This is a genomic window from Pseudomonas sp. TMW22091, from assembly GCF_022496705.1.
In the GTDB taxonomy this organism is placed as follows: Bacteria; Pseudomonadota; Gammaproteobacteria; order Pseudomonadales; family Pseudomonadaceae; genus Aquipseudomonas; species Aquipseudomonas saxonica.
This window is the reverse complement of sequence record NZ_SCFI01000011.1, coordinates 1-26,231: the sequence shown is the minus strand read 5'-3', so window position 1 is coordinate 26,231 and position 26,231 is coordinate 1. Positions and strand designations below refer to the sequence as shown.

At 54.3% G+C, this 26,231-nt stretch carries 23 protein-coding genes; 7 read left to right on the top strand and 16 right to left on the bottom strand.

What is annotated here, in order from left to right:
- Window positions 1-17: 17 nt before the first annotated feature.
- On the bottom strand, window positions 18-185 hold the full coding sequence (locus EQV93_RS18265) for a metallothionein (protein ID WP_122786325.1): 168 nt from the start codon (window positions 183-185) through the stop codon (window positions 18-20).
- 188 nt (window positions 186-373) lie between these two features.
- On the opposite strand from EQV93_RS18265, the gene EQV93_RS18260 reads away from it, so the two are divergent.
- Window positions 374-1,792, top strand: coding sequence for a short-chain fatty acid transporter (locus EQV93_RS18260; RefSeq protein ID WP_146385496.1), 1,419 nt, complete (start codon window positions 374-376; stop codon window positions 1,790-1,792).
- Between the two features lie 107 nt (window positions 1,793-1,899).
- Here EQV93_RS18260 and can read toward each other — a convergent pair whose 3' ends face one another.
- Window positions 1,900-2,544, bottom strand: a complete 645-nt coding sequence (gene can / locus EQV93_RS18255) for a carbonate dehydratase (protein ID WP_122786323.1) — start codon at window positions 2,542-2,544, stop codon at window positions 1,900-1,902.
- A 153-nt stretch (window positions 2,545-2,697) separates the two neighbouring features.
- Here can and EQV93_RS18250 point away from each other — a divergent pair, with 153 nt between their 5' ends.
- Complete coding sequence (locus EQV93_RS18250) at window positions 2,698-3,108, top strand: serine kinase/phosphatase (RefSeq protein ID WP_167654265.1); 411 nt, start codon at window positions 2,698-2,700, stop codon at window positions 3,106-3,108.
- Between the two features lie 83 nt (window positions 3,109-3,191).
- Here EQV93_RS18250 and rimI read toward each other — a convergent pair whose 3' ends face one another.
- Both rimI and EQV93_RS18240 read right to left on the bottom strand, forming a co-directional pair.
- Window positions 3,192-3,644 carry a ribosomal protein S18-alanine N-acetyltransferase gene (gene rimI, locus EQV93_RS18245; protein WP_146426806.1) on the bottom strand — a complete coding sequence of 151 codons (453 nt, stop codon included), beginning with the start codon at window positions 3,642-3,644 and terminating at the stop codon, window positions 3,192-3,194.
- Window positions 3,637-4,413 carry an SPOR domain-containing protein gene (locus EQV93_RS18240; protein WP_240892126.1) on the bottom strand — a complete coding sequence of 259 codons (777 nt, stop codon included), beginning with the start codon at window positions 4,411-4,413 and terminating at the stop codon, window positions 3,637-3,639. Before EQV93_RS18240 ends, rimI begins: the two co-directional genes overlap by 8 nt.
- 178 nt (window positions 4,414-4,591) lie before the next feature.
- On the opposite strand from EQV93_RS18240, the gene mksB reads away from it, so the two are divergent.
- The 5 genes from mksB (at window position 4,592) to EQV93_RS18215 (ending at window position 14,115) form a co-directional block, all read left to right on the top strand.
- A complete protein-coding gene (gene mksB, locus EQV93_RS18235; RefSeq protein WP_146385504.1) occupies window positions 4,592-5,869 on the top strand; it encodes an Mks condensin complex protein MksB in 1,278 nt (425 codons plus the stop codon).
- Window positions 5,859-6,515: an Mks condensin complex protein MksE gene (gene mksE, locus EQV93_RS18230; RefSeq protein ID WP_122786319.1), complete on the top strand. Its 657-nt coding sequence runs from the start codon at window positions 5,859-5,861 to the stop codon at window positions 6,513-6,515. The genes mksB and mksE overlap by 11 nt, the downstream gene beginning before the upstream one ends.
- Window positions 6,512-9,352 (top strand): Mks condensin complex protein MksF, encoded by a 2,841-nt coding sequence (gene mksF, locus EQV93_RS18225; RefSeq protein WP_240892125.1) that lies wholly within the window; start codon window positions 6,512-6,514, stop codon window positions 9,350-9,352. The genes mksE and mksF overlap by 4 nt, the downstream gene beginning before the upstream one ends.
- A gap of 516 nt (window positions 9,353-9,868) precedes the next feature.
- Entirely contained in the window at window positions 9,869-10,498 is a 630-nt protein-coding gene (locus EQV93_RS18220) for a response regulator transcription factor (RefSeq protein ID WP_122786317.1), read from the top strand.
- Between the two features lie 128 nt (window positions 10,499-10,626).
- A complete protein-coding gene (locus tag EQV93_RS18215) occupies window positions 10,627-14,115 on the top strand; it encodes a transporter substrate-binding domain-containing protein (RefSeq protein ID WP_240892124.1) in 3,489 nt (1,162 codons plus the stop codon).
- A 196-nt stretch (window positions 14,116-14,311) separates the two neighbouring features.
- Here the strand turns inward: EQV93_RS18215 and EQV93_RS18210 are convergent, their stop codons facing one another.
- From EQV93_RS18210 to EQV93_RS18155, 12 genes are all read right to left on the bottom strand, one after another.
- Window positions 14,312-15,259: a fimbrial protein gene (locus EQV93_RS18210; RefSeq protein ID WP_240892123.1), complete on the bottom strand. Its 948-nt coding sequence runs from the start codon at window positions 15,257-15,259 to the stop codon at window positions 14,312-14,314.
- Window positions 15,260-15,328: 69 nt separating this feature from the next.
- Entirely contained in the window at window positions 15,329-15,880 is a 552-nt protein-coding gene (locus EQV93_RS18205) for a fimbrial protein (protein ID WP_146385507.1), read from the bottom strand.
- Window positions 15,881-15,894: 14 nt separating this feature from the next.
- On the bottom strand, window positions 15,895-16,374 hold the full coding sequence (locus EQV93_RS18200; protein ID WP_146385509.1) for a fimbrial protein: 480 nt from the start codon (window positions 16,372-16,374) through the stop codon (window positions 15,895-15,897).
- Between the two features lie 13 nt (window positions 16,375-16,387).
- A complete protein-coding gene (locus EQV93_RS18195; RefSeq protein ID WP_240892122.1) occupies window positions 16,388-16,882 on the bottom strand; it encodes a fimbrial protein in 495 nt (164 codons plus the stop codon).
- 10 nt (window positions 16,883-16,892) lie between these two features.
- On the bottom strand, window positions 16,893-17,465 hold the full coding sequence (locus EQV93_RS18190; RefSeq protein WP_442968916.1) for a fimbrial protein: 573 nt from the start codon (window positions 17,463-17,465) through the stop codon (window positions 16,893-16,895).
- Window positions 17,466-17,486: 21 nt separating this feature from the next.
- Entirely contained in the window at window positions 17,487-18,248 is a 762-nt protein-coding gene (locus EQV93_RS18185) for a fimbria/pilus periplasmic chaperone (protein WP_122786312.1), read from the bottom strand.
- Window positions 18,245-20,818 carry an outer membrane usher protein gene (locus tag EQV93_RS18180; protein WP_240892121.1) on the bottom strand — a complete coding sequence of 858 codons (2,574 nt, stop codon included), beginning with the start codon at window positions 20,816-20,818 and terminating at the stop codon, window positions 18,245-18,247. Before EQV93_RS18180 ends, EQV93_RS18185 begins: the two co-directional genes overlap by 4 nt.
- A 1-nt stretch (window position 20,819) precedes the next feature.
- Complete coding sequence (locus EQV93_RS18175; RefSeq protein ID WP_233609162.1) at window positions 20,820-21,380, bottom strand: fimbrial protein; 561 nt, start codon at window positions 21,378-21,380, stop codon at window positions 20,820-20,822.
- A gap of 56 nt (window positions 21,381-21,436) precedes the next feature.
- Window positions 21,437-21,970, bottom strand: coding sequence for a fimbrial protein (locus EQV93_RS18170; RefSeq protein ID WP_240892120.1), 534 nt, complete (start codon window positions 21,968-21,970; stop codon window positions 21,437-21,439).
- A gap of 433 nt (window positions 21,971-22,403) precedes the next feature.
- Window positions 22,404-24,707, bottom strand: a complete 2,304-nt coding sequence (locus EQV93_RS18165; protein WP_240892119.1) for a PqiB family protein — start codon at window positions 24,705-24,707, stop codon at window positions 22,404-22,406.
- Window positions 24,700-25,323, bottom strand: a complete 624-nt coding sequence (locus tag EQV93_RS18160; protein ID WP_122786309.1) for a paraquat-inducible protein A — start codon at window positions 25,321-25,323, stop codon at window positions 24,700-24,702. The genes EQV93_RS18165 and EQV93_RS18160 overlap by 8 nt, the downstream gene beginning before the upstream one ends.
- The gene (locus EQV93_RS18155; protein ID WP_122786308.1) at window positions 25,310-25,969 is read right to left on the bottom strand and encodes a paraquat-inducible protein A; all 660 of its coding nucleotides are present in this window, start codon (window positions 25,967-25,969) and stop codon (window positions 25,310-25,312) included. Before EQV93_RS18155 ends, EQV93_RS18160 begins: the two co-directional genes overlap by 14 nt.
- Window positions 25,970-26,231: the final 262 nt, after the last annotated feature.

Below are 26,231 nucleotides of genomic sequence, written 5' to 3'. Positions count from 1 at the left end.
GCGAATGTGCATTGAGGTCAGTGTTTTTTATCACCGCATTTGCAACTGCTCGACATCGCACAGCCCTGCCCCTTGGAGTGATGATCGGCGCAGGCCTCACAGCAATAATGTTTGCCTTCGCGCTCCACGCCGTTGGTGCCCACGCTGCAGTTACAGTCAGGGCAATCACAGGTATGTTCTTTCATGATGAACTCCTTGTTGTCAGGTCGTCACAAAGCGACAGGCGTGTCGCTTATAGGCAATGACTTTAGCTGCCTCAGATGGGTTCAAACGGTCTACCCATCGGAAATCTCTGCGAATTGATTTAACGTGATCGCCAGCCTGTGCATTCGCTGACACTGGCCCACCCATAATCATAAAAAGAGGTTTCGTCATGGCCGCTGAAATAGCAGACAGCCGTTCTGCCCGATTTGCACTGCGCTGCTCGAACTGGGCCGAGCGCTGGTTTCCCGACTCATGGGTTTTCGCTGCAGTCGCCGTGATCATGGTTGCGCTGGCTACGCTGGCAATGGGCGCTAAACCGACCGATGCCGCCATGGCGTTCGGCGACGGCTTCTGGAGCCTGATCCCCTTCACCATGCAAATGGCCTTTGTGGTCATCGGCGGCTATGTAGTCGCCAGTTCGCCACCCGCTGTCAAACTGATCGACAGGCTGGCGCGCGTGCCGAAAAACGGGCGACAGGCAGTGTGTTGGGTAGCACTGATTTCAATGGTCGCCTCATTACTCAACTGGGGGCTTTCGCTGGTGTTTGGCGGTTTGCTGGTGCGGGCGCTGGCCCGGCGCACGAATCTGCGCATGGACTATCGCGCCGCCGGAGCAGCGGCTTATTTAGGGCTGGGAGCGGTTTGGGCCTTGGGCTTATCGTCTTCTGCGGCGCAATTGCAAGCTAACCCGGCCAGCCTGCCGCCGTCGATTCTGGCGATTACCGGCGTGATCCCATTCACTGAAACCATCTTTCTCTGGCAGTCCGGCGTATTACTGGCGGCCTTGGTAGTGGTTTCACTGATCGTCGCCTATGCAACGGCGCCTGGCCCGGAATCAGCCCGTGATGCAGCGGCTTGCGGCATTGACCCCAGTTTCAGCCTGCCAAAACTGCCGCCCCGCACGCGCCCAGGGGAGTGGTTGGAATACAGCCCCTTGCTGACAATTTTGCTGGTGCTGCTGGCCGCTGGTTGGTTGTTTCATGAGTTTTCGACCAAACCGGCCATCAGCGCCATTTCGGGGCTCAACACCTACAACTTTTTATTTTTGATGCTGGGCGCACTGCTTCACTGGCGCCCGCGCAGTTTTCTGAATGCCGTCGCCAGCGCCGTTCCGACCACCACCGGAGTGATGATCCAGTTCCCGCTCTACGGTTCAATTGCAGCGTTGATGACCGTGGTCAAAGGCTCGGAAGGGCAAACCCTGGCGCATCACATCTCGACATTCTTTGTGCAGATTGCATCCCACGATACCTACGCGCTGTTGATGGGTGTGTATTCGGCGATTCTGGGGTTTTTCATCCCGTCGGGTGGCGGCAAATGGATTATTGAAGCCCCGTACGTCATGCAAGTGGCCAATGATCTGAAATACCACTTGGGCTGGGCTGTGCAGATTTACAACGCCGCCGAGGCGTTGCCGAATCTGATCAACCCTTTTTACATGCTGCCGCTGCTGGGCGTGCTGGGGCTGAAGGCCCGAGATTTGATCGGCTTTTCGTTTGTGCAGTTGCTGGTGCACACGCCGCTGGTGCTGTTTTTGCTGTGGGCGCTGGGCACGACACTGGCTTATGTGCCGCCGGTGATGCCGTAAAAGCCCCTCACCCTAGCCCTCTCCCGGAGGGAGAGAGGACTAAAAGCCAATGCAGATCTGCGCTACACCGTAATTTGCCCCCTCTCCCTCTGGGTGAGGGTGAGCTGCTAAACAGCCCCTGCCGGACGCAAACGGTACTGCGGGGGCAACTGATCCAAACCACTGATGGTCGTATTCAGGCTTTTCCAGCGACCGTCCTTGATGCCGTATATACAGCCATGTACCGACAGGCTCTGCCCTCGATGCCAGGCGTTTTGCACAATGTTGGTATGACCGACATTAGCCACTTGCTGGATCACATTGAGTTCACACAAGCGATCGACACGCTCTTCTTCTGTCGGTAACAGCGCCAGCACCTCGCGGTTTTCGTAATACAGATCGCGAATTGAGCGCAGCCAGCCGTCAATCAGGCCCATCTGCTGGTCTGTCATCGATGCCCGCACCCCACCGCAGCCGTAGTGGCCGGTGACCAGAATATGTTTAACCTTCAAAACATCTACTGCGTACTGGATCACAGACAGGCAGTTGAGGTCGGTGTGCAGCACCACGTTCGCTACATTGCGGTGCACAAACAGGTCGCCGGGCAACATGCCCACGATCTCATTGGCGGGTACACGGGCATCCGAGCAACCAATCCAGAGATACTCCGGGGTTTGCTGGCGTGCCAGTTTGGCGAAGAAGTCGGGATCTTCCTGCTTGATTGCATCGGCCCAGCGCTCGTTGTTATCGATCAGATCTTGTAGTTCATTCATCGGGTCAGGTCTCAAGAGTTGATGCGCAGTTTGGACAGCTTACCGGCGATTGGGGTCACGCAGGCACAGGGTTAATCGGGTAATCCGCCGGGTGGAATTTTGAAGCGTAGCTATAGTCCATCCTATTGAGATTTCACTTCAGGAGCATTTGACATGACTGTTTCACGTCGCCCGTTCGGAGCACCGCAACCAGCACCCATTGATGATATTGAAGATGAAATGGGCTCGGTAGAGCCACTCGACTTTGATGATGAAGAGACCCACGAGCCCATCAGCGACTTGTTCACCGATGAAGAGCGCAATCGTCATATGGCCGGCCAGCCCTCGCGCAGGGCAGGCCTGAGCGGTGCTGCTTTGCCGGGTGACGACCTCAACGACGATGACCTTGAGCCGGAAATGTTAATCCGCGAAGACGGCGCCCGTGATGCCAAAGAGGCGGCTGAAGGCGACGATGAAGCCGCCGACTGGGAGCTGAGCGTGGTGGATGAAGATGACATAGGCGCTGGTAAAGGGCTGGATGAAGCGGAATTGGCGGAAATTGATCCAGTGGGGCGCAAGCGCTAGAAGCAAAAGCAGATTTTCCTTACGCCATCAATCAAGCCCCCTCTCCCTCAGGGAGAGGGCTGGGGTGAGGGCAGCGGCGAATATCAATCCACCAACGTACACGCCATCACCACCGCGTCTTCACGCCCACCCACCGCCGGGTAGTAATCGCGGCGACGGCCGATTTCATTGAAACCATAACGCTCATACAACTTGAACGCGGCGGTATTGCTGTCGCGCAGTTCGAGGAAGCACTCTCGGGCCTCACGTTTGTAAGCAATCGACATCAAGTGCTCAAGTAACTTCAGCCCCAGGCCACGGCCCTGACTTTCCGGCTTGACCGTGATGTTCAGCAAGTGAGCTTCATCCAGAATGATTTGCACCACCCCATGACCCACTTGCTGTTCACCCTCAAACATCAACCAGATCTGATACTTGCCCAGGCCGTCTAGAAAAATCCCGCGTGTCCAGGGATGACTGAAAGCCGCGTATTCAATTTTCAAAACGGCATCGAGATCCGCTTCAGTCATCGGACGAAAAGTTACAGCATCACTCATTGCTTGGTTTCCAGCGCGCCATCAGCCGGCGCATGGCTTGCCACACATCGGCTTTGCGGTGTGGCTCCTCCATTAACAATTCCAGACCCGGCAGCGCCCATGCGCAACCCAGCCCTTCGATTTCAAGCTCGCGATTGAACGCTTCAGCATTCTCTTGGCCAGCAAAGCGCACGGCAGGCAAGCCGATCAGCCAGACACAGGCGCACTCAGCTTCTTCCAGACGCGCCATTAAAAAGCCCTGCACAAACTCGCGTGCCGCGTCCGGCCCCTGATCAACGTTGCCACGTCGCAGTAATGGCCAGCGTATCGGCTCGCCAATGATCTGCGGGCTGTCGGGCAAGCCCGCAGCACGCAACATGTCTTTCAATAACAAGTAGGCCGGGTCGCGGCTCTGGAAGGCGCTCCCTGTGGGTAACTCCACCAGGATAAAGCAGCGTCCGGCACGCAGAAGTTGCAAGGCAAAACGTGGCGCCGGCACTTGCACCACCTTGGCCACCGCAGGCGTCGACTCACCCTCAATCACAGGCTTGCTCGCCGTGCGTGGCATAACCGATGGCCTGGGCACTTCAATTTTAGGGCGCTCGGCGGGTTTGGCCTGCGCAATCACTGGCCTGACCACAGGCTCAGCAACCACTGGCGCGGCAGGCTCTTCAGGGAGCACCAGCAGTTCAGGCCGCGACGGCGCGGCGAACGGCAATTCAGTGCGCGGTAACCAACTGACCACTTGCATGGCAGTCAAGTAGGCGCGGCGGCGGGACTCGTTCAACAAGGGTCGGCCATCTGTGGATAAGTAAAGAGCCGCGATTCTACCGCCCTTCTGCCCTTCTCGCCCGCAGTTGATGGCCAAACGGCTAATTGACTGCTCACGCCTCTGATCACCAAGGGATGACTCAACCCTGCGTTGCAGTACAATCGCTGCCTTTCATTGCCAATCGACCGGCCTTCCCATGATCGAACCCAAGCGCGTTTTACGTGCCCTTGCCGAACACTGGGCCCTTCTTGAGCCTCTGTGCGAACACTTCGACCAAGGCACGCTGAGCCTCAGCGAGCTGCGCCTGCAACTGGCGGCACATCAGCTGGACAGCACACCGCAAGACATCACCCATGTACTCGACAGCTGGATCCGCCTGGACATTCTGGTGCCGGTCGCGAAAAGCCCGAACCGCTTCGAGCTGAATGCGCAAATTCATGACTTTCTGGCCTATCTGCGCCGTGAACACCGTCTGGGTCTGTGCCTTGAAATTGAAGCCTACCTGCGCCATCTGGAGCGCTTGGCCGGTTATATCCAGGACGCGTTCGATATCCGTGACGGCAACGACCTGGCGCGCCAGCTGCGTTTGTTGGATATGCGCGTACGCGATGTTTTAAAGAAACTCGCTAACGATGAGCAAGCACTGGTCGCCGTGGCTGAACGGGCCAAAACCAGCGACCGGCAGATCCCTTTGCGCCAGCGCTATGCCGAAGTGTTGGCCACGTGGGACGAATACGTCGAACCGATGATCCAGTTGGTCAATGCCGACGGCGCCTTCGAACAAGGCGTGCGCAAGGTTGAAAACGTGCTGTTGCGCATGCTCAGCGAGCAGCAACGTCTGGGCCATCTGGTGGACGATGACATGCTGTTGCGCACCCACGCACGCATTCTCGAAATGCAAACCAGCGCCCAATTGACCTTGCGCCATGCCCGAGAACTGCTGCTGCCGTTGCGCGAAGAAGCGCGCCGACACAACGCCGTCACACGCGGCGCAGCACTGGCGCTGGCGGCGATTCGGCGCAAAGGCCTGGACGCCGTGCCCCAAGCCGCCATGCCGATGTTTACGCGCCCGCAAAGCACTTTTTTGGGCAGCGCCAGCCAGGTCGAAGCCTATGTGTACGCGCTGGCGCGCTTCGAGCCCAAGCCGGCACGCTTTCCCAAGGCCCACAAAACGCAGAAAGGCGAAGCGCCCAAGGCCCCGCGCACGGTCAAGGAAATGCTCGATCGTTGCAGCGATGCCCTGCCCATGCCGGACTTGATGGGCTGGTTGCTGACTCAGGAACCCGACGGCGATACCGACGAATTGCTCTATTGGTTCTCGCGCCTGTCGCGAGAAAAACGCTTCGTGCGCGAACGCCTTGAGCGTCGCGACTATCACACCCACGAACATCGGGTCAGCCTGCGCTCCTTCGCCCTGCTTTCACGCAGCGAAGACGCGACCGAACCTTCTGCGAGCCCTGTCCATGCATCTTGATCTTTCTGAACTGTCCCATCTGGCGCCGATTTTTCGTGAGTTGTTCAAGGGTTACCACGTCAGCCGTCGCGACCCGGAGCTGTACGCACAATTGTCGAATTTCCAGGATCAATACCGAGCCTTGTTCAAGGCACTGGGTTTTGAGTTGGTCTGTGATACCCGCGGCTTCTATTACTTCGTGCCTGACACCGCCACCGCGCAGGTCAACAAGACCGCGCAACGTCTGGCGCTGTTCACCTTCATCATCGTCGAGCATCTGGCCGATCAGGGCCGCGACCCGATTGCCGTGCTCGATGGCGGGAGCCTGGGCCGTGACGAACTGCCCGCGCTGCTGGAAAAATACCGGGACCTGTTCGTGCAGGCTGAAGTCACCACTCAGGACGAGCTGGAAGAAAAGATCATGCGCCGCATGACCCAACTCGGCTTCGCAAACGAAGAAAACGGCATCTACCGCTTTCTGCCGCCGATGCACCGCTTTCTCGATGTGTGCCTGTCGGTGCAGCAAGACCGTGATCTGGCCGCCAGCCTGCACAGCATTTTGCCGCTACCGACGCCGGTGTTGATCGATGATGACGCCGCCGATGAAGACGAAGAAGCCGCATTGGCCCGCGCCATCGCAGCCGAGCAAGAGGAGATGGACGCATGAGTCAGGAACGCTACGGCATTCGCCGCTTTGCCTTATTGAACACCGCCGGTTACAGCTTGGGTCTATTCCCGCTGGAACACCCGTTGTCGGTATACGGCGCCAATAACCTGGGTAAATCAGCCTCCATTAACGCCCTGCAGTTCCCGATTCTGGCGCGCATGTCAGACATGAGCTTCGGTAAATACACCCTGGAACAGTCACGGCGCTTTTACTTCGCCTCCGACACCAGTTACATCCTCGTCGAGGTATCCCTGCCCCACGGTCCACATGTGATCGGCGTGGTCGGGCGTGGCCCCGGCGGTGGCTTTGGGCACCAGTTTTTCGCCTACGCAGGCAAACTTGATTTAGCCCATTACCAGAAAGATGACACGTGCCTGCGCCAGAAAGAGCTGTTCACCAACCTTGAGCGTAACGGCCTGAAAGCTTACGAGCTGAAACCCGACGAGCTGCGGCGCTTGCTGGTCGGCGGGCACACCTCGATCCCGCTCGACCTGACCCTGATTCCTCTGCGCTCCACCAGCGAGCAAAGCTTGAAGACGTTCCGCGCGTTGTTTATCAACCTGCTGCACATGCGCGAAATCACCGCGGCCAAGCTTAAGCAATTGTTCCTGGATGCGTTTGAACACAGCTTGCGCTCCGGCAGTGTGGACTACATCGCCGCGTGCGAAGAAGCCTTCCGCGATGTACGACGCATGGAGCAAGACTACAACGCGCTGGTGGGCGCCGGCCCCTTGGTTGAAGCCTTGGCCGCCGGCGTGCGCCAGCGTGATGTGCTGCGCGGCAAGCTGCATCGCCTGTCTCCATTGCTGGATTCGTTACTGGGCACTTGGCAGGATTACGCCGGCGCGCGCAAGGAAGAGCTGCTGATTCAATCCGAGCATTACCGCAATGAGCAAGATGCCCTGCAAAACGATCAGCGCAGCAGTACTCAGGAGCTGATGCGCCTTGAGCGGGAAATCGCGGGCATCCAGCGCTGGCTGGGCGAGTTGTCGGTGCTTAAGCACCGTTTCGCGCTGGTCGACGATGTAAAAGTACTGGAGCAGCAATTGCTCGCAGCCAAAGACGCCCACGACGAACTGGCTGGAGCGCTGGCGCAGTCGCGCCAGTTCAGCGCCGAAGACCTCGACGAGCGGGTGCGTGATCTGGAGAAACGCCTGAAGTCGGTGAAGCAGCAACTTGATCATGCCGACAACAACAGCTACGCCCGTTTGCGCGAGGAATTTTCGCAGCAGGATGTTGAGCGCCTGATGCGCCTGTTCAACAGCGCCCTGTTCAGCTTGCCGTTGGGTGAGCACGGAATTGCCCTGGACGACAGCGACACGTGGGTAAAGTCGCTGGAAAGCATCCTCGACGGTTTTAAGGGCGAGCGCTTCGAAGCGCCGGGGTTGTCTATCGATCTCAGCCACATCGAACCACCTGCGCTGCAAGCCCTCGCTGACCGCGCCGCGTTGCGCGAACAGAAAGAGCGTCTGGACAAAGAACTCAAACAACTTAAAACCCAGCAGGCGGTGACGTCTGATCGTGCGGCCAGTAAAAGTGAAGCCGAGTCGCTGTATCAGCAGGTGCTCGATGCACAAAAAGCACTGGAAGACTTCCGCCGCAGTCAGACGCTAAGCGCTGAAGAAGGCGAAAAACTCGAGCAACTGGCTCAGGCCGAAGCGGCGCAAGATGAATTGAAACGCTCCAGCGATGCCTTCACCGAGCGCGTTCAGCAATTGTCGGCCAAATTGCAATTGGTCGGCCGCCAGATCGGCGACATGGAAGCCAAGCAACGCACGCTGGATGACAGCTTGCGCCGTCGCCAACTGCTGCCCGCCGATCTGCCGTTTGGCACGCCATTCATGGATCCGGTCGACGACTCCATGGACAACCTGCTGGCGCTGCTCAATGACTATCAGGACAGCTGGCAAGGCTTGCTGCGCAGCGACGGCCAGATTGAGGCCTTGTATGCGCAGGTGCGCTTAAAGGGTGTGGCCAAGTTCGACAGTGAAGACGACATGGAGCGCCGTCTGCAACTGCTGATCAACGCGTATGCCCACCGCACCGAAGAAGCACTGACATTGGGCAAAGCCCGACGCGCGGCCGTCACGGATATCGCTCGTACCCTGCGCAACATTCGCAGTGACTACGACAGCCTTGAGCACCAGTTGGCGTTGTTCAACCGCGAAATCAACAAGCGGCAAGTGTCCAACTTGCAAAGTTTCCGCATCGTACTGGCGCCCAACAAAGAGGCGCTCAAGCACATCGATCAAATTATCCACAGTGCCGGCCAGTACGAAGAAGGAGAAACACTCTCGGTGTTCGACCTCAGCCAGAGCGCAGAGCAGGACAACAAAAACGAAGAAGCCAAGGAGTATCTCGCACGTCTGGTGGCCGCCAATCACAACCAGTTGGGCCTTAAGGACTTGTTTGAGCTGGCGTTCGAGATCACCAAGGTCAACGGCCAGCCCGTGATCCATACCGATATCGATGGCGCAGCGTCCAACGGCACGACCATGACCATTAAAGCGCTGACCAACATGTATTTGTTGCTGCACTTGATGGATCGCGAACAGGCAGGCCGTATCCGCTTACCCTACTACCTGGACGAAGCTGCCGACATTGACGAAAAAAACCAGACCGCCTTGCTCGAAACCAGTTTGCAGTTGGGCTTTGTGCCTATTCTGGCCAGTGTAAAGCCACAGGTTTGCGCCCATGTCGCGATCGACCTAGAAGGCGGCAGTGGCCCCAACGGGATCTACATTGATGAGGATGACTGGAAATATATTCGCCGCCACGATGAGGTCAAATCTCCCGCGCCATTGGCGGTCGAGCAAACGGAGCTGATTCCAGTCTAAAAAAGCGCACCCTAAAAAAACCGCGACATAGCTCGCGGTTTTTTTATGCCCAGGCGCTCGTCATTCAAGTCGCAAAGTCCCCCCTCACAGCAAACCCATATGGAGCAATGGGCCAATTCATCAGGCCTCCAGTCATGAGCCGTTAAATTTTCCAATTATCATAAAATTCTTACCTAAGAAAATGCTAGAACACGGCATTCTTGTCACTAAGCGGCTCTTGACACGGTTCAGCAAGAGATTTTGACCGCCATAAAATCCTTCCAGGCAGCAAGATTGCTACGTGTTATGAAGGTGTTAACGGATTCACCCTTTATTAAAAACTTACTCACATGTTAATTGACGCCCACTCAGAAAAAGCCACTTCATTCAACAAAGCCAATATGTTGACTTATTGCCAAATAGAGCAGCTTATAGGGATACATCAACTTACAATCAAGACCAAAACTTTATTTAGACAGTGCTCTTAAAGGATTACCAAGACCTACAAAATTAACCCATATAGTTGTAGGAATAATCATGCGGAAAGCCCTGATTGTCGACGACCACCCTTTTATTCGTCGGATCGTTCGTTCGGTACTGGAACAGTCAAACTTTCAAATAGCTGCTGAAACTGATAACGGTGCGACTGCATTGGATTTGGCGCGTGCCCACATTCCTCATTTGATGGTCCTGGATCTATCCATGCCCAAACTGGATGGGCTTGAGGTATTAAAACGGCTGCATATTCTTGGACTGCCCATCAAGGTGCTGGTACTCACCTCTAAAGGAGCCTCTTACTACGCGGATCGCTGTATCAGAGCGGGAGCCATTGGGTTTATAGAAAAAACCGAGGATGTCGACGCCTTAACCAAGGCGATCAATATTGTGATGAGTGGCCAGACCTATTTGAGCAATACGGATGTCAACCTTCCGTCTGTAGAAAATGAAGACCTCAATGACATTGAGTTGATTAAAACGTTATCCGATCGTGAGATGCACACCCTTCTCTATCTGGTGGCGGGCATGTCGAATAAAAAAATATCTGAAATCATGCTGCTCAGTGAAAAGACCGTCAGCACTTATAAAACACGCGTTATGACTAAGCTCAATATCAAGTCGGTGGTGTATCTGGCCGAATTTGCCAAACGAAATAACTTGATCGAATGAATAGAACGTCACTGCCTCACTTAGTGACCTTGTTATTGCTTTGCCTCCCCTCTACGGTTCAGGCGGAGCCGGTTAGCCTGCATTTACTGGGTCGTTCGCAAGTGGGCCAATATCACCTGGCCCCCAGTGTGCGTGAGACACAATGGCTCACTTCCAAAAAAAAATTGGTGTTGGGCACTTCCGCTCCTGACTACGCACCCTTTGATATTTCTACGGGTAGCGATTTCTATGAAGGGATCAGTGCAGACTATGCCGGGTTACTGAGCCAGCTCCTGAAAATCGAGTTGAGTGTGTACCGCTATACCTCGCGCGCCGAGGCGATTACAGCCCTTAAAAAAGGTGAAATTGATCTGCTTGCGACCGCTAATGCCTTTGAACAACAAGAACCTGAATTAATGTTCAGCACGACCTATGCGGTCGATACACCCTTGCTGATTACACGTATTGATCGACCCAAAGCCAGTGCGAGCACCGCCCTGCGCCTCGCCATGCTTGATCATTATCAACCGCCGGACAGGGTGAGGAAGGTGTACCCCGAGGCTGAGCTGCAATTATATGAGTCCACATTAGGGGCCCTCAGTGCAGTTACGTTTGGTCAGGCTGACGCCTATTTGGGAGACGTGATCAGCACCCATAATCTGATCAATAAAAATTATTTGAATACGGTCTACCTCAAAGAATTGGCGCGCCTTGAAACGCAGGGTTTTGGGTTTGCAGTTCATGAGGATAATCCGCTTTTATTGAAGTTGATCAATGCTTCACTGGCGCTGATCCCACCCAGCGAGTCCAATGCCATTCTCAGCCGTTGGGGCGTTAGCATCATGGCGGATACGCAAGCACAACCCCTGAAATTTACAGCGGCAGAGCAACAATGGATTGAGCAAAACCCTCGCTTGAACGTGGTGGTTACCGATGACTTTTTACCGTTTACTTTTTTTGATGACCATGGCCAGTTTAGTGGGTTGGCCGCGGATATTTTAAATCGTATAAGCGTCAGCACCGGCTTGGAGTTCGATGTCATGAGCAGCTCCTCTGTGAGTGTCATGACGGACTCGGTAAAAGACGGCGATGCCGATTTGATTGCCGCCATGACCCCCAGCAGCAGCCGCTTGAATGACTTGCGTTTTACAAAGCCATACCTTTCAACGCCCTATGTTTTGATTACTCGCCTTCAATTGCAGGGCCCCGTTACCCTGGATCAACTCAAGGGCAAGCGTGTCGCGGTAATACCGGACAGCAGCCTGGCCACTTACCTGCACGAGTTTCATCCCGAGGTAGAAATCATCCCTGCCAACAACTCGGCACAAGCCTTGACGATGCTAGCCCAAGGCAAAGTGGAAGGTGCGATCAATGCCCTGATCAGTGCTCGTTATCTGATCAGGCAGCAATACGCTGACCAATTGCAGATCAGCAGTACTGTGGGCAAGACACCGGCGCAATTTTCATTGGCTATGGATAAGAGCGCTCACAGTTTGTACTCAATACTCAGCAAGGCGCTGGCACGTATTTCCCCTGAAGACATGGACGATATGACGCATCGTTGGCGCAGTGCCGTGGTGCTGGATAACTACCTGGCAAAATCGCACCTTGCTTCACTGTTGAGGATTACGGCCACCGCGGGGGGCGTGCTGTTCGTTGCGATTGTGTGGATTGTGTATCTGCGCCAGCTTATTCGCAGACGAAGCCGTGCTGAACGCGCACTCAGCGATCAACTCGCTTTTATGCGAGCGTTAATCGATGGCACCCCGCACCCGATTTATGTGCGCGATCGAGAAGGACGCCTGTTGATATGCAATGAGGGCTATCTGCAAACAGTGGGTTTAGCGCGTGAAACCTTGATCGGTAAAACCTTGCTGGAACTGCCCTTCAATCCCAGGCAACAACATGACAGCTTTCATGCTGATTATCAGAAGGTCATGCGCGAAGGCCGCCCATTAATGCGTGACCGTACCCTGGTCATGAAAAACGGCAGCGAATTGACGATCTACCACTGGATCCTGCCATACCGCGCCAGCGATGAAACGGTGGTCGGAATTATTGGCGGCTGGATTGATATCAGTGAACGCCAACAGTTGCTGGAACAACTGCAAGAAGCAAAAACCAATGCCGACCAAGCCAATTCGGCAAAAAGCGACTTTCTGACCACCATGAGTCACGAGATACGCACGCCCTTGAACGCAATTGTTGGGATGCTCGAACTGGCCACAAAAAAAGCCGAACAGGGCATGGCAGATGCGGCGTCGATTGGTCTGGCCTCGCATGCTGCACACGGCCTGCTTGAGTTAATCGGCGACATTCTGGATGTGGCACAGATTGAGTCCGGGCATATGTCGATCAATCAGCAGCGCACTCACTTGATGACGCTCGTGGAGTCCACGGCTCGGGTGTTTGAGGCCATGGCTCAACAGAAAGGGTTGCTCATGAGCTTTGATCTGGATCCTAAAATCAATACCGACGTGCTGATTGATCCGCTGCGTTTCAGACAGGTTTTATCCAACCTGCTGAGTAATGCCATCAAGTTCACCGACCGCGGGCAGGTACGTTTGAGCGTTCGAGCAAAAACGGGGGAAGACATCGGGCGGTTAAAAATCTGCGTCTTGGTCGAGGACACTGGCATCGGCATTTCCACAGCCGATCAATTGAACCTTTTCCGCCCGTTTACTCAGGTCAACCACTCCCACAAGCAACCTGGCGGGTCAGGTCTGGGCCTGATGATTTGTCGTCAGTTGTGTGCACTGATGGGCGGCGCACTCACCCTGACGAGCAGCGTGGGCAAAGGAACCCAGGTCAAACTGAGCCTGGACATCGTGACCGTGCTTGAACAAAACACCGCCCCTGCCCCGACAGAGCTGTCGGCGCGGCAAATGCGCCCTTTAAAAATATTGGTAGTGGATGACTACCTGCCCAATCGCCGATTACTGGCCCAACAGTTAGAGTACCTGGGGCATGCGGCGATAGAGGCTCAAGAAGGTACTCAAGCCCTCCAGCTCTGGCGGGCTCAGCGCTTTGACCTGATCATGACCGACTGTGCAATGCCCCTCATGAATGGTTACGAGTTGACTCAAAGCATACGTGCCGAGGAAACCACTCGTAGCCTGCAGCCCATATTGATTGTAGGTTTTACAGCCAATGCTGAAGCCGGGGAGACCGCCCGCTGCCTGGCCGCAGGCATGAATGACTGCCTGTTCAAACCTATCAGCCTGCACAATCTTGAGGCTCGATTGGCCTCTGCAGACTTGACGCCCATTGATGTGAGTGACGAACTGACACCTAGCGAGACACACAAGCTGATTGACCTTGAAGGTCTGGAACGCCTGAGTCACGGCGACGCGAACGCACTCAAGCATTTGCTGGAGCCGTTGATCAGTAGCCTTGAAGACGATATGACAGCATTGCTGCAAGTCTTTACCAAACATGATTTACCCGGCATGAGTGATGTGGCCCACCGGGTAAAAAGTGGCGCCAGAATTGTAAAGGCCACTCAGTTGGTGCAGTGCTGTGAAAATCTTGAAGAGGCGTGTCTGACGTGCGAGTGGAATCAGTTGGCGCGGCACGTCGATGAGCTCTATGAGGCAATGGCTCAGGTACTCGAAGTTATCGAGATGTATCGGGTTTGATCATGGAACCCTGAAGGAACGGCCCTCTCTAGATCATTGCTTAATCAAGCCTATTGGGTCCGATGCCGTGTAGAACAACTCAATGTATGCGGGAGCGGGCTTGCTTGCGATTGGATCAACGCAGTTTGTCTGTAAAACCACGTCGACCACATCACGAGCACGCCCGCTCCTAATCGAGTACGCCTTAAAACTGGGGTTAAGGAACACCCATGACCAGCGTGGCACTGCCGGTAAATGGCCCAGTGGCTGGGACGCTGCCAGGCCGACGGGTGAGTGCGAATATCACATCGTCTCCTCCAGAGCTGTTGTAGATATTGGTTCGAAATGAGGACTCGAGCCTCACTTGAGCGCCCGATCGCATGAGTCCCGTGCCCAAATTTGAATTGCTCATGTTGAGCACTCCCGAGTCGAACGATGCCGGCATCCCTTTGAACGTAATGGTGATAGGCATGGTAATGCCAGGATCAGGACATGAGTAATTCAGCCGGATGTTTTTCCTTACCGTAGTGCTATTGACACTTTCGCCAATTTTAGTGCGATCGACCTGATTAAAGTTCACGTCAATCGGCTGATTGTTATTAATCGTGCACGTTGAAGGTTCAACAACAAAGTTGTTATCCGCGTACAGTTCTGCCCGCACAATAGGCTCGACCGGATTGTTCGGATTATTATTTGTCTGCTTTAGCACCACTGTCCCCAAATGATCCCCTTGACGGATATCGATCGGATTGCCAGGGGAGCCTTGTATAAGAATGTACATATAGGTATTCATGTCAACGCCCTGGCGATTATTGCTCTTGATGGTCGCCAGATGAATACGGGGCCCGACCTCGACGGGATAATAGACTCCTTTGATACGCAGTCCCATTTTGTAGTTTTTGAATTTAGGGCCAGGGATCAAAGCGTTGTTCCAAGTGTGCCAAAAATCACTGTAAACAATCGGAAAGCCGTTAGGCGTAAAACGGCACTTCATAATGTAACCATCCAGATCAATTCGGCCTGAACCGGAGTGAGCTTGAATAGGAACATTGACGGAGATAGAGTCATAAGTCACCTCTTGCCAGGGACCTCCATTGATATTGCATTGGGATGCACTGGCCGCGTGCATTAGCAACAATAAAAGAATGCCAGTTAAATATTTCATCGGGGTGTGCTCTCTGTTTAGAGGCCGTCGCTTTATCAACGCGCAGTCAGGGACAAAGGAATTACAGCGTTAGGGGTAATCCAGTGTAAAAGTTGAAGTGGCGGTAAAAACTCCCGCTTTTATGGATTTATCCACAATCGCTTGCGGCTCAGCCCTTACATACGCTTTGAATTCAATGACATTGTCGCCATCATTCAAGGCCTGTTTATCGCTGGTGACGTTAATGGGCAGCGGCACGTTCGCAGGGGTTTCCAGCCCCAACGCGATACCTCGGGCGACACTGCCACCATCCAGAGCCAGCAATCCAGGTAATGCGGCGTTTGGCGTGCCAGTAAACGTCGTAGTCACCGAGTCGGTAATACTGCTGTCGCAACCTTCAAGATGGATCTGGAATAACCGGCCAGGCGTGCGGGTATTGGCGTACAACTCTTGGCTTGAAACGTCTTGCATATCCAGCGATAGAGCATCGTCGCCTGGACGAAGCGTGCAAGGTTCAGCGATCAGATTGCCCTTGAAACTCAAGTTGTCGGCAGCCTTTGTCGTGGGGCTCTGCATGAGTGCCATCAGCATGAGTGCCGCTATCACGGGGGTTTGGCCCGTGTTTATTCTTTCACTGTTCATGTCATGCTCACTCTTTACTGAAATTCGGCGAGCAACGTCGCTGACGCCGCGAACCCACCCGGCCCTAGCACAGCACCTGAGCGCTTGACGGGTACGGCTTCCAGCACCGGGGGCGTTGACGGGTTTATGGGCAGCAAGGTGTTGAGATTAAAGGGCACTCCATTTTGTAGAAGCTGAATGCCCAGATCCGCGACGCTGGACTGCAAGGCTGAGGGCTCAAAGGAGGTCGCAGCCCCCTTGATCGTCAATACCATTTCCCAAGGCAACGTGCCCGGTGAGCAGGTAATGACGTAATTCACCGGTTTGAGATAGTTCGCACCGTCGACCTTGTTAATCCCCACATTTTTAAAGTCGATCTCTATCGCGCTACCGCCATTAATCGTGCAGGGCGGAGGCTCATTGAGCGTTCCATCAAAGGTGAGGTTAGCCACAGCGCTGTTGCCATATCCAAGAACGAACAGTGCAAACAGAGCAGGTTGATTGCAGAACTTCATCTGTGTTTCCTTCTCATTGCAGCGCAACAACCAGCGTTGCCGAGGCTGTAAATGCACCGGCTCTTAACTTACTGGCGGGCTTTTTAACCGGCACCGCCTCCATTCTCGGCCGGTTCGGATAGGTGAATTTGGTGGTGGTATTGAGCGCCCAGGCAGCTCCATTTATGTATAACTTGACCCCCAAATCACTGTTACTGGTCCTCAGCGAAGAGGTATCAAACGCAGCCCCCGTCCCTTGTAGCCTCAAGGTCATCTCATTGGAGGTCTGGCCTGTGCAGTTCAGTGTGTAAGGCACTGCCCGCCGGTAATTAACCCCGTTGATCCGGGTCGTCAGCAGGTCGCGACCGAACGGCACGTTGAGCGTATTGCCACCGTTAATAACGCAGGTCGGCGGCGCCACAATTACGCCACGGATTTGCACATCGACTTGCGCCATCACCAGCGGGCTAAAGACCCATAGCGCCCCCGTACAAACGAGTAACGCCGCCGTGCTTATAGACTTGGCCATTATTGTGTCCTCACTCATAGTTGAGCCTGAAATCCACAGCGGCCCAAAACTGACCGTTAGTCAGCGCCGCCGACGTGCGCGTGGGATGGACATGCCAAATCAGCGTATCGCTGCCATGCGCCACAAATAATGGATACCCCCGTGAGCCCAGTTGCACATCGCGCCCCTCGGCATCGGTCAGACGCAAACCCAAGCCGCTAACGCCTCGCACCTTGACGAGACGCGGGTCGTCAGCATCCGCAGGCGCCAAAAACGAGACCGACACCACCGGCTGATAGGCGCTCCACACCAAGATGCCTTTGCGCTCATCTTCCAGGCTGCCCGAAGCCCGTCGGCACTCTTGCAAGCGCAATTGAAACGCAACGGGCGGGCCTTGATCACCAGGACGCTGCAACTGACTGCGAGGTAGGCTGCCCAAGTCCACGGTCTGATACGCCGACGTCATGTCGAGCACGCACGGGGCATGATGCAAGGAGCCGGTTATGTCCAACAAACCGCCCATTCCAGGTGTATCCGCTTGGGCCTGCATCACTGGAAGCATCAGTAAAAAGCTGCCCAAAGCCGTCTTTACGTTGGCATTCATGAATCTCTCCGGCGCCATGGGCTACTCATTACGCGGGGATGCATCGAGATCCACCTTGCACACGCTGCCACTGCAACTGAATGCCAGGACCGGACGCCCGCCGTAATCATTCACGTAGGTCAAATAGGGCGTAGCCCCCAGTGCCGCAGCGGTTGGCCCCAGAGTCAGAGAACCTTTGGGCGGCACCATAAGCGGCTCGAAACCAGCCGCTGTTTTGCCACTCTTGCTGTTTTTAGCATCGACCAGCGTCACGTAATAAGGGGTAGGGTTGTGGACTTGATAGCGGTCTGCGACTTGGGTCAACGTCAGCTTTTGCTGCCACGGGTTAGCCCGTTCCTGCTGGCTGGGCACGATTGATGCCGGGCGGTAGAACAATTTAATTCGTGTCTGCAGGGCTATTTGCAGGGTGTTGGCCTTGTCAGAGCGAGGAGGAATTTCTCGCAAATTGAAGTAATAAACGGTCTCCCTGTCTTGCGCGAGCGACTTTGCCGCTGGCAGTGCCTGAACTTTCACCTGGCTGTTTTTACCCGGTTCCAAACGTTGCACAGGCGGGAGCACGGTCAGTGGCGTAGAAATTTTGTTGCCCTGTTCATCCTCAATCCAGCCCTGTGCCAAATAGGGCAATTGGGTGTTGTTGTTAGTAATGCTCATGCTGACAGCGTCTTTGCTGCCATCAAAAATAACCCGGGTTCGATCAAGGCCAATGGCCGCATCGGCGTTACGGATCAAGCAAAATGCCACCAAGGCTATTGCCAATGGGGTGAACTGAACATTGAAAGTCATGAGGCTTGTTTCTCCATCTTGGCGCCCTGGCCCATCAGCGATTCGGGCGCAGACAAGTCGTCAGGGACTGTTTTATGGCAAGGCAAGTTGAGGGCTGTTGCGAGCCCGTCAGCAGGTAATTGAGTTGGCAAGGTCAGCGTGCAACGTTGTTGTCCGCCCCAACTCACATTCATGGTTTCCCCAGGCTTGATACCACTCAAGTAAACGCTTCCATCCTCATTCACAATCCCGGTGTCCTGCAGTTTTTGGTTTTTCACCGTCGCCCCAAATGGTGGGTATTCCCCGTCAGGAAGGCGCAGTACCGCCATGGCTTTGTGGCCGGAAATCACATCCAGACTGCGATAACCGATCGCACCTTCGGTGAGCGTCAGTTGAGTGACCGACTGCGTGGCTTCCACGTTGGACGGCAAGTTTTCAAGATCTATGCTGGCGGCTGTTCGGTAGTAACTGCTGACATCCGAAATCACGGCCTTGCCAAACGTGTTGCTGCGCGTCGATACGCCATAACCACGCACCGGAACATCGGGCACCCCCGCCGTATCGACGAGTAAGCGTGTACCGCCCATGCTGCTGGTCCGATGCAATGCGCCGCCATGGGCCGTGAGCGTGCCACCACCACGGGCAGAGATGCCCAGACTGGTGTAATCGTCTTCTTGCATACTGGCGCTGATGTCGAGATCCGCTTGTGCACCGGTATGACTAAAATAACCACTGACTGAGGAGTCACTGGCCGTCAGTTGGTAGCTGTTACGCGCATCCAGTCGATCACTGAATCGACCGGTGTAACGATTTTGGTTCTGAGTTCTGTTGACACTGGTTGTGAGGGTGCCGGACCTGCCCAGCGGCAAACTCACTGATAGGTACACCCCGGTCGTATTGTTTTGCACACCGCTGCGTTGATCCCGCTCCTGGTTACGAAACAGGTTCATCGAAAGGCTCATGTTTTTGATGTTCCCAGCACTGAAATAACGTGCCATCGACAGGTTCCAGCGCTCACTGTCAGGACGGTCCCAATAAGATTGATTGCTGTAGTTCAGGTAAACGGACAATCCGGCATCTCGGAACTGTTTGTTGAATGTGGCTGTGTAGAGCGATTTGCTACCGCCAATGGGGCCACCGAAACGGCTGGCGTCCAGGTATTCGCTCATGCTGAGAAAGTTCTTTTCCGAGAACCGGTAACCAGCAAAGGTGACTTGGCTGTCGTATTCCTCAAAAGTTTTCGAATAACTCAGCCGGTAGGAGGCTCCCGAGTAATTCTTATCTTGCAACGTGGCTCGAGCCCGAGTGGCATCGAATGACACAGCCCCAAAAGCGAGCAGGTCTCGCCCCACCCCCATTGAGAGTGCGTTGTAATGGTTGTCAATAATGCCGCCGCCATACAGTGACCACCCATTACTGATCCCCCAGGAAAACTCACCCGTACCAAAAGTATTACCCTGCCCCCCCTCGTGGAGATCTGAAGGCCGGCCAGCGGCCACTTTGTAACGCACAGTGCCTGGGCGGGTGAGATATGGAATGCTGGCTGATTCAACCTTGAAGGTAGTGACGCTGCCGTCTTGCTCTTCTATGCGAACGTCCAGCGAGCCGGTAACGGCGTCATTCAAGTCTTGAATACGAAACGGGCCAGCCGCGACCAATGCCTCATATAAGACTCGGCCTTGCTGGCTGATGATGACCTTCGCATTGGTTTTGGCTACGCCCACTACTTCTGGCGCATAGCCTCTTAAATTGGGGGGTAACTGACTGTCATCGGAGTTAAGCGCAGCACCCGTGAACCGGAAGCTGTCGAACAAATCCGAATACAAATAGTTTTCGCCCAGCATCAGCCGTGACTGGATGGCGGGTAATGCGCGATAGGCATAGAAACGGCTCCATTCCATCTTTTGATGGCTTTGCTCGCGGCCTTCGACGCGCCCCTGCCAGTCTGCACGCAAGCGCCACGGCCCGACATTGGCACCCACCGTGCCATTGCCACTGACTTCATTGCGACTAGCATCATTGCCTTGGTGAATAGTTTGCGCGGTCAGGTTGTAGTCGAGCATCACCCCAGAAACACCTTCATCCCATCGCGAAGGTGGGTCCCAATTGATTGCGCTGTATTGAAGGTAAGCTTGAGGTACCGAAAGATAGAGCGTGGAGGTACTTAAATCGCCCTCAACTTCCATTCCGGCCAAACTATTGAGGTCAAGGCACTCTCCGCCTTTCCACCAGGTGAGTTCTTTTTCGCTGTCTTGTTTGAGCCCTAATTGCGCGATCAATTCGGGCGACACACAGGCCGCGCTACCTCTGGGGTCATCTTCTGGTGGGTAAAAAGAAACACGTTGTTCTGGCAGCAACTGGTTATTGATCTGCACCGACATGGGATACGTGCCAGGCAAGATAAAACCACTGCGCGAGAACTGGCTTAAATCGATATTCGTACGGTCGTTCACGTCGAGAATATCGGTATTGAATTGAACCTCCCCGCCGGCAAATGCCTCCACACTGAACGACATTAGACCACCCAACATACCGGGAGCGAGCACCACTTTAAGGATGGGCACGTTAATAAGGGAAAACAGCCGAGACATTTCAGTAATACTCCAACCTGAAACGCACCGCAGCGCGATGTGCTCCAACAACCATGGGTTGATTATTGCCAACCAATTGAATGATGTAGTGCAGCGCCAGATCATTCGCAGTAACAGGCATCATCGGCATGGGCACGCCAGGCATACTTTCGCGCCCTTGCCTGTCGGTGATATGCAGCGCCACACCCTGTGAAGTTCCTTGTGCAGCAAAAGAGCGCCCCTCGCGGTCAGTTAAACCTTCAAAGGTCACCCTTACATGCTGCCAGTCAGGCAAGTATTCCCCAGGGCTTTCAGGATCGGGCCGTGTCAATGTGCAGGCCACCAGCCGCAATGTGAACGGATGAGGATCACTGTCCCCGTCCCGAATCAGCCGCCCTACAGGGACAGGATCCATTTCAATAAGTTGATAGGCACTGCCAGCATCCAAGGCACAGGCAGAGTCCACAATCTGCCCTTCTAGCGTAACTATCCCATTACCTTGATTGGCCGCTGAGGCGCTAATGAACAGCGTTGAACCAATAAGGAGAGAGGAAGTAACCGCCAACGTTGAAAGTACGTTCACGTTAATCACCACTGACTATTGTCCTGCCACCGAGTTATCGGTGGCAGGACAACTACTTATTGATAAGCCAGAGAGAAGTTGGTGATAGCGGTAAACTCACCCGGGGTGATATCGCCTGTTGCAGCACCTTTCAGGTAGGCACCAAATAACAAGGTATTAGGACCGTCCTGCAACACTTGTGGCTGAGTAGCGGTACCCAGAGTGATGACCGTGCCGCTACCGTCAACCATCATGATGCCTGCCCCACCAGCATCACCCACGATACCCAAAGCCCCTGGGACCGCTGCAGATGAGGCACCCGTGAAGGTGCTGGTTACTGTCCTGTCTGTAAGGCTGCCGATATCGCAACCATTGAGTTTAATCTTGAACTCTTCAGGGCTCGAACTGCCCCCTGCGGTCAGTTCAGATTTAGCCACCTGCCCCAACCCAACAGTTTGATCAACACTTTCCGGATCGATAGAGCACGCAGCCTCAATAATAGCGCCCTCAAAAGTAACCGTACCACCACCCGCCCCTGCCGCATAAACAGCAGAACTGGAACTTGCCAACAGAATCATGGAAGCCAATGCAGTTTTTAATGAAACGCTCATTAGAATCACCCTAAGATAAGATTATTAGAATCCCGGGATTATTTATTAGAGAGAATGCGCCAGAACCGATAACTTCCCTGCCATCAACAACAAACACACTTTCACGCCACCCTCCAAACAGGCAGCACTTACCCCCATTCAAACAGGCACCGATAGACTTCTATAAATCGCCTGCCCGCTTAAACCAATAAATAACACCCGTAAAGTTTCGCCGTGGTTGCACTCAATAGCTGGATCCTCCATTCCTCTATTAACGCAAACCTGGCCGGAGAGAACTTTTAGTAATCTACCCCCTCAAGGCGAATTCACATGTAGGAATTCCCTGAAGTTTTCAAAATTGTTCGACCGAGGCACGCCCCAGGCAACCTCGGTTAAAAAAAAAGCCGCGATCAGGGATCGCGGCTTAGGGTTGGGACGGTGAGATTGGGTCGACTTATTTACCCAGAGGGATTTTGGGCGACCATTGCAGCCATTCATCTTCAAATTTGTCGAATAACGGGAAAGTTTGTTCAGGTCGTGCCTGATTCCCCATTGCTGCATTGTCCGGCGTGGCGAACGCGATTCCACCTTGCACCAGGGTTTCCAAAGATTCAGTCCGAATGGTTGCGCCTTTGAACAAGCCAAAGTCGACACCGAAGCCACTGGTGTTCCAGAAGCGGCTACCACTGCGCACTAGAGGCGCATAACGAGGCTCGATGAGGATATGCACTAGCACTCGATCGGCGGTTGCACCCAGCTCATAACCCGTGACCTTCCCTACTGTCACTTCGCGATAGGTGACCGGCACACCCTCTTTAAGCGACCCACGACGCGCTGCGCTTAATACCAGGCTTAATCCTGCTTGCGATATAGCGGCCTCAGGAGCCTGATCCAAGGCAGTGAAGTGGGTTTGTGGGCCCAATGGTTTAGCTGCCGGCTGTACTTCAATGTACTGGCCTGTGACCAACGTTTCGAGGTTCGCGGTCTTCATCAATCCGAGCTCAGGTTTGACCACCCAGAACTGGCTGCCGACCCTCGCAATGCGATCGGGAACTTCAGTGATGCGTGCTTGCAGCAGGACAGATTTCAGGTCGTCACTCAGGTCAACGCTTTCGATCTTGCCGACCGTAAGCCCTTTGAAACGGATAGGTGATCCGCTGCTAAGACCATCAGCACTCGCCACTTTGATGCTGATAGGTACGCCCTGCTGCATGGCGGCATCACGATCACTGAAGAGGCGAAAACGTGGAATACGCTTTTGCAAAGGCGCAGTTGCTTTCGGGGTTTCAAAGGCAATGCCGCCCGCCATCAGACTTTGCAAAGATTCACTTTTAACCTGAATGCCACCGGTCAATCCCCCCGTCAAGGTGATGCCGCTGGCGTTCCAGAAACGAGTCGAAGCATTAACGAGGTTTTCGTATTCCTTTTCGATATGCACACCAATAACCAACTGTTTTTTGGTGCGCGAAAATTGGTAGCTCTGAACCGAGCCGACTTTGACCTGTTTGTAGAGTATTGGGCTACCCACTTCCAGCGAGCCCAGGTTATCGGTGAACAGCACCATGTGCAGGCCTGGCGATCTCAGGTCCAGGGGCGGTGCTTTGGGGCGGGCAACAAACTCTCGCTCGGGAGTGTTGCCTTTGTCACCTGGACGGATAGCGATGTAGTTACCTTTGACCAAAGCCTCCAGCCCTGTGATACCGGCCAGTGAGATGGACGGTTTGACTACCCAAAACTCAGTACCTTGCACCAGATAATCTTCAGCCAAAGGGTCGAGCGCCAATTCGGCACTGGCGCTGGTCAGGTCTGGATCAACTTTCAACGTCTTGAGGCTACCAACCTGTATACCTTTGTACATCACAGGTGTGCGACCCGCTTGAAGGCCTTCAAAATCGCTGAGTTTGACTTTGACCTTGATGCCCGCCTGAGCAGCGTCGAAATCTTCATACAAGCGGAACGGTAAGTTGGGATCCGTTGGCGGGCTGTCTTGACGATTCTCCGGGGTGGCAAACGCAATACCGCCGGCTACGATGCTGGCCAGTGATTCGCTGCGCAGTTTTAATCCCGAGAGATTCGCGTCGATGCTAATCCCGCTGGCATTCCAGAAACGCGTATGTTTGCGCACAAGATTGGCGTAAGTCGGCTCGATAAAGACTTTGATCTCTACAGTGCTTTGATCTTCTGAAAGCACATAGCTTTTGACCTGCCCCACCTGAATTTGTTTGTAGAACACCGGGCTGCCGCGATTGAGCGAACCCAGACGATCAGCCTTAAGGCTTAAATGCAGACCTGGCTTTGCATCAGACAGGGGTGGCTCTTGTGACAGTGCCTTGAATTTACGGGCGGGCTCACCATCGGCAGGGCTGACGGCGATGTAATTGCCCGATACCAGTGTTTCAAGACCGGTGATCCCCGCTAAAGAGACGCTGGGCTTGACCAACCAGAAGCGAGTATTGGTTTTGAGGTACTGCTCAACGTCTTTGTCCATTTCGACGGTGGCAATCACGCCCTTGTTAGGGCCGTCCTCATCAAGGGCAAGGGTTTTGACCTTACCCACAGGCATGCCTTTATAGACCACCTCGGTCTTGTTGGCGACGATGCCTTCGCCACTTTCAAAACGCACCTGAATGTCGATTCCCGTTTGGGTATAGGCACGCCATCCCAGCCAACCACCGATGATCAGGGCAATGAGGGGAAGAATCCAGATAGCAGACCAATTGGAAGCCGGTCGGGTTTTAGCGGTAGGTAAATCACTCATGGTCGTCGTCCGACTCCGTATTATCCCAAATCAGTCGGGGATCAAAAGTTACAGCTGCAAGCATCGTTAGCACCACTACGCTGGCGAAGGCAACAGCGCCGAGATTAGCCTCGACGCTGGCTATCCGCCCGAAATTCACCACCGCCACCAGAATGGCGATGACAAAAATATCGAGCATTGACCAGCGCCCAATGAATTCAATAAATCGGTACATGATGATGCGCTGACGAGCCGACAAGGGCTGGTGTCGTTGCACCGAGAACAAGAGTAAGGCAATACCAACCAGCTTAAAGGTCGGCACCAGAATACTCGCGACAAACACAACGGCGGCAATCGGAATCATCCCGTGCTGCATTAACTCGATAACACCGGCCATTATCGTGCTGGGTGAACCTTGACCCAGTGAGTTGATGGTCATGATTGGCAGAAGATTGGCCGGAATGTAGAGAATGGCTGAAGTCAGCAGCAGCGCCCAGGTTCGCATCAGGCTGTCAGGTCGACGGGCGTGTACTAGCGCGCCGCAGCGGGTACATGTTTGCTCATCTGTTTCAGGGTCTTGTTTGTTGAGTTCGTGACACTCGTTGCAGGTCAAGATACCAGCATCAATCGCCCGCATGGCTATCCTCCCCTGATAGTGCCTGCCAGATCTGATGGGGCGACATCACCACTTCGAGCCAGACTTGAACCAGTAATAAACTGACAAAACAGATTAAACCCAGGCCAAAACTCAGCTCGGCCAAATCGGCCAGTTTCACGATCGCGACCAGCACACCCATCAGGTACACCTCCAGCATGCCCCAATCGCGTAAATGGTGATAAATGCGGTAGATCAGCAGACCATAGCTACGGCCGATATTCCAACGGATGCTGAGTAAAACTGCCAGTTGGCACAAGAGCTTCAGCAAAGGAATGGCCATGCTGCACAGGAACACCACAACAGCGATCTCTGGCATACCGGTATTGAACAATCCGAGCACACCGCTCCAGACAGTGTCTTGCGACGACTGCCCCAAAAGATTGAGCTGCATGATGGGTAGAAAGTTCGCAGGCACGTATAGCAGCAGAGCGGCTATCACCAGTGCAAGGCTGCGTTCGACTACGTTATGCCGGTGTGCATATAGCTCATAGCCGCAACGCGGGCATTGAGCTTTCTCACCGAGGGCGAGCTGTGGTTTGCGCATCAGCAAATCACATTCATGGCAAGCCACTAACTCGTCCAGCGGTAAATCTGACACCCTGCGGGTGTCAACCGAATCTGGCATATATGAAGTCTCGGACTCAAAAATGACTGTGCCTATTCTAGTGCGCAGACTGCAAAATAACTGCGCCTATTTGTAGGACTTTGTCTGCAAGCTGTAAGCGAACGGCTTGGGGCATACCGAGGATATTCAAACGTGTTGCTTGTCGATCGCTCGGGCTTTTTCGCGCACAAAAACAAACCCCCTGTCTGCGTGAGCAGACAGGGGGTTTGGAATTTAATCTTGACGATGACCTACTCTCACATGGGGAAACCCCACACTACCA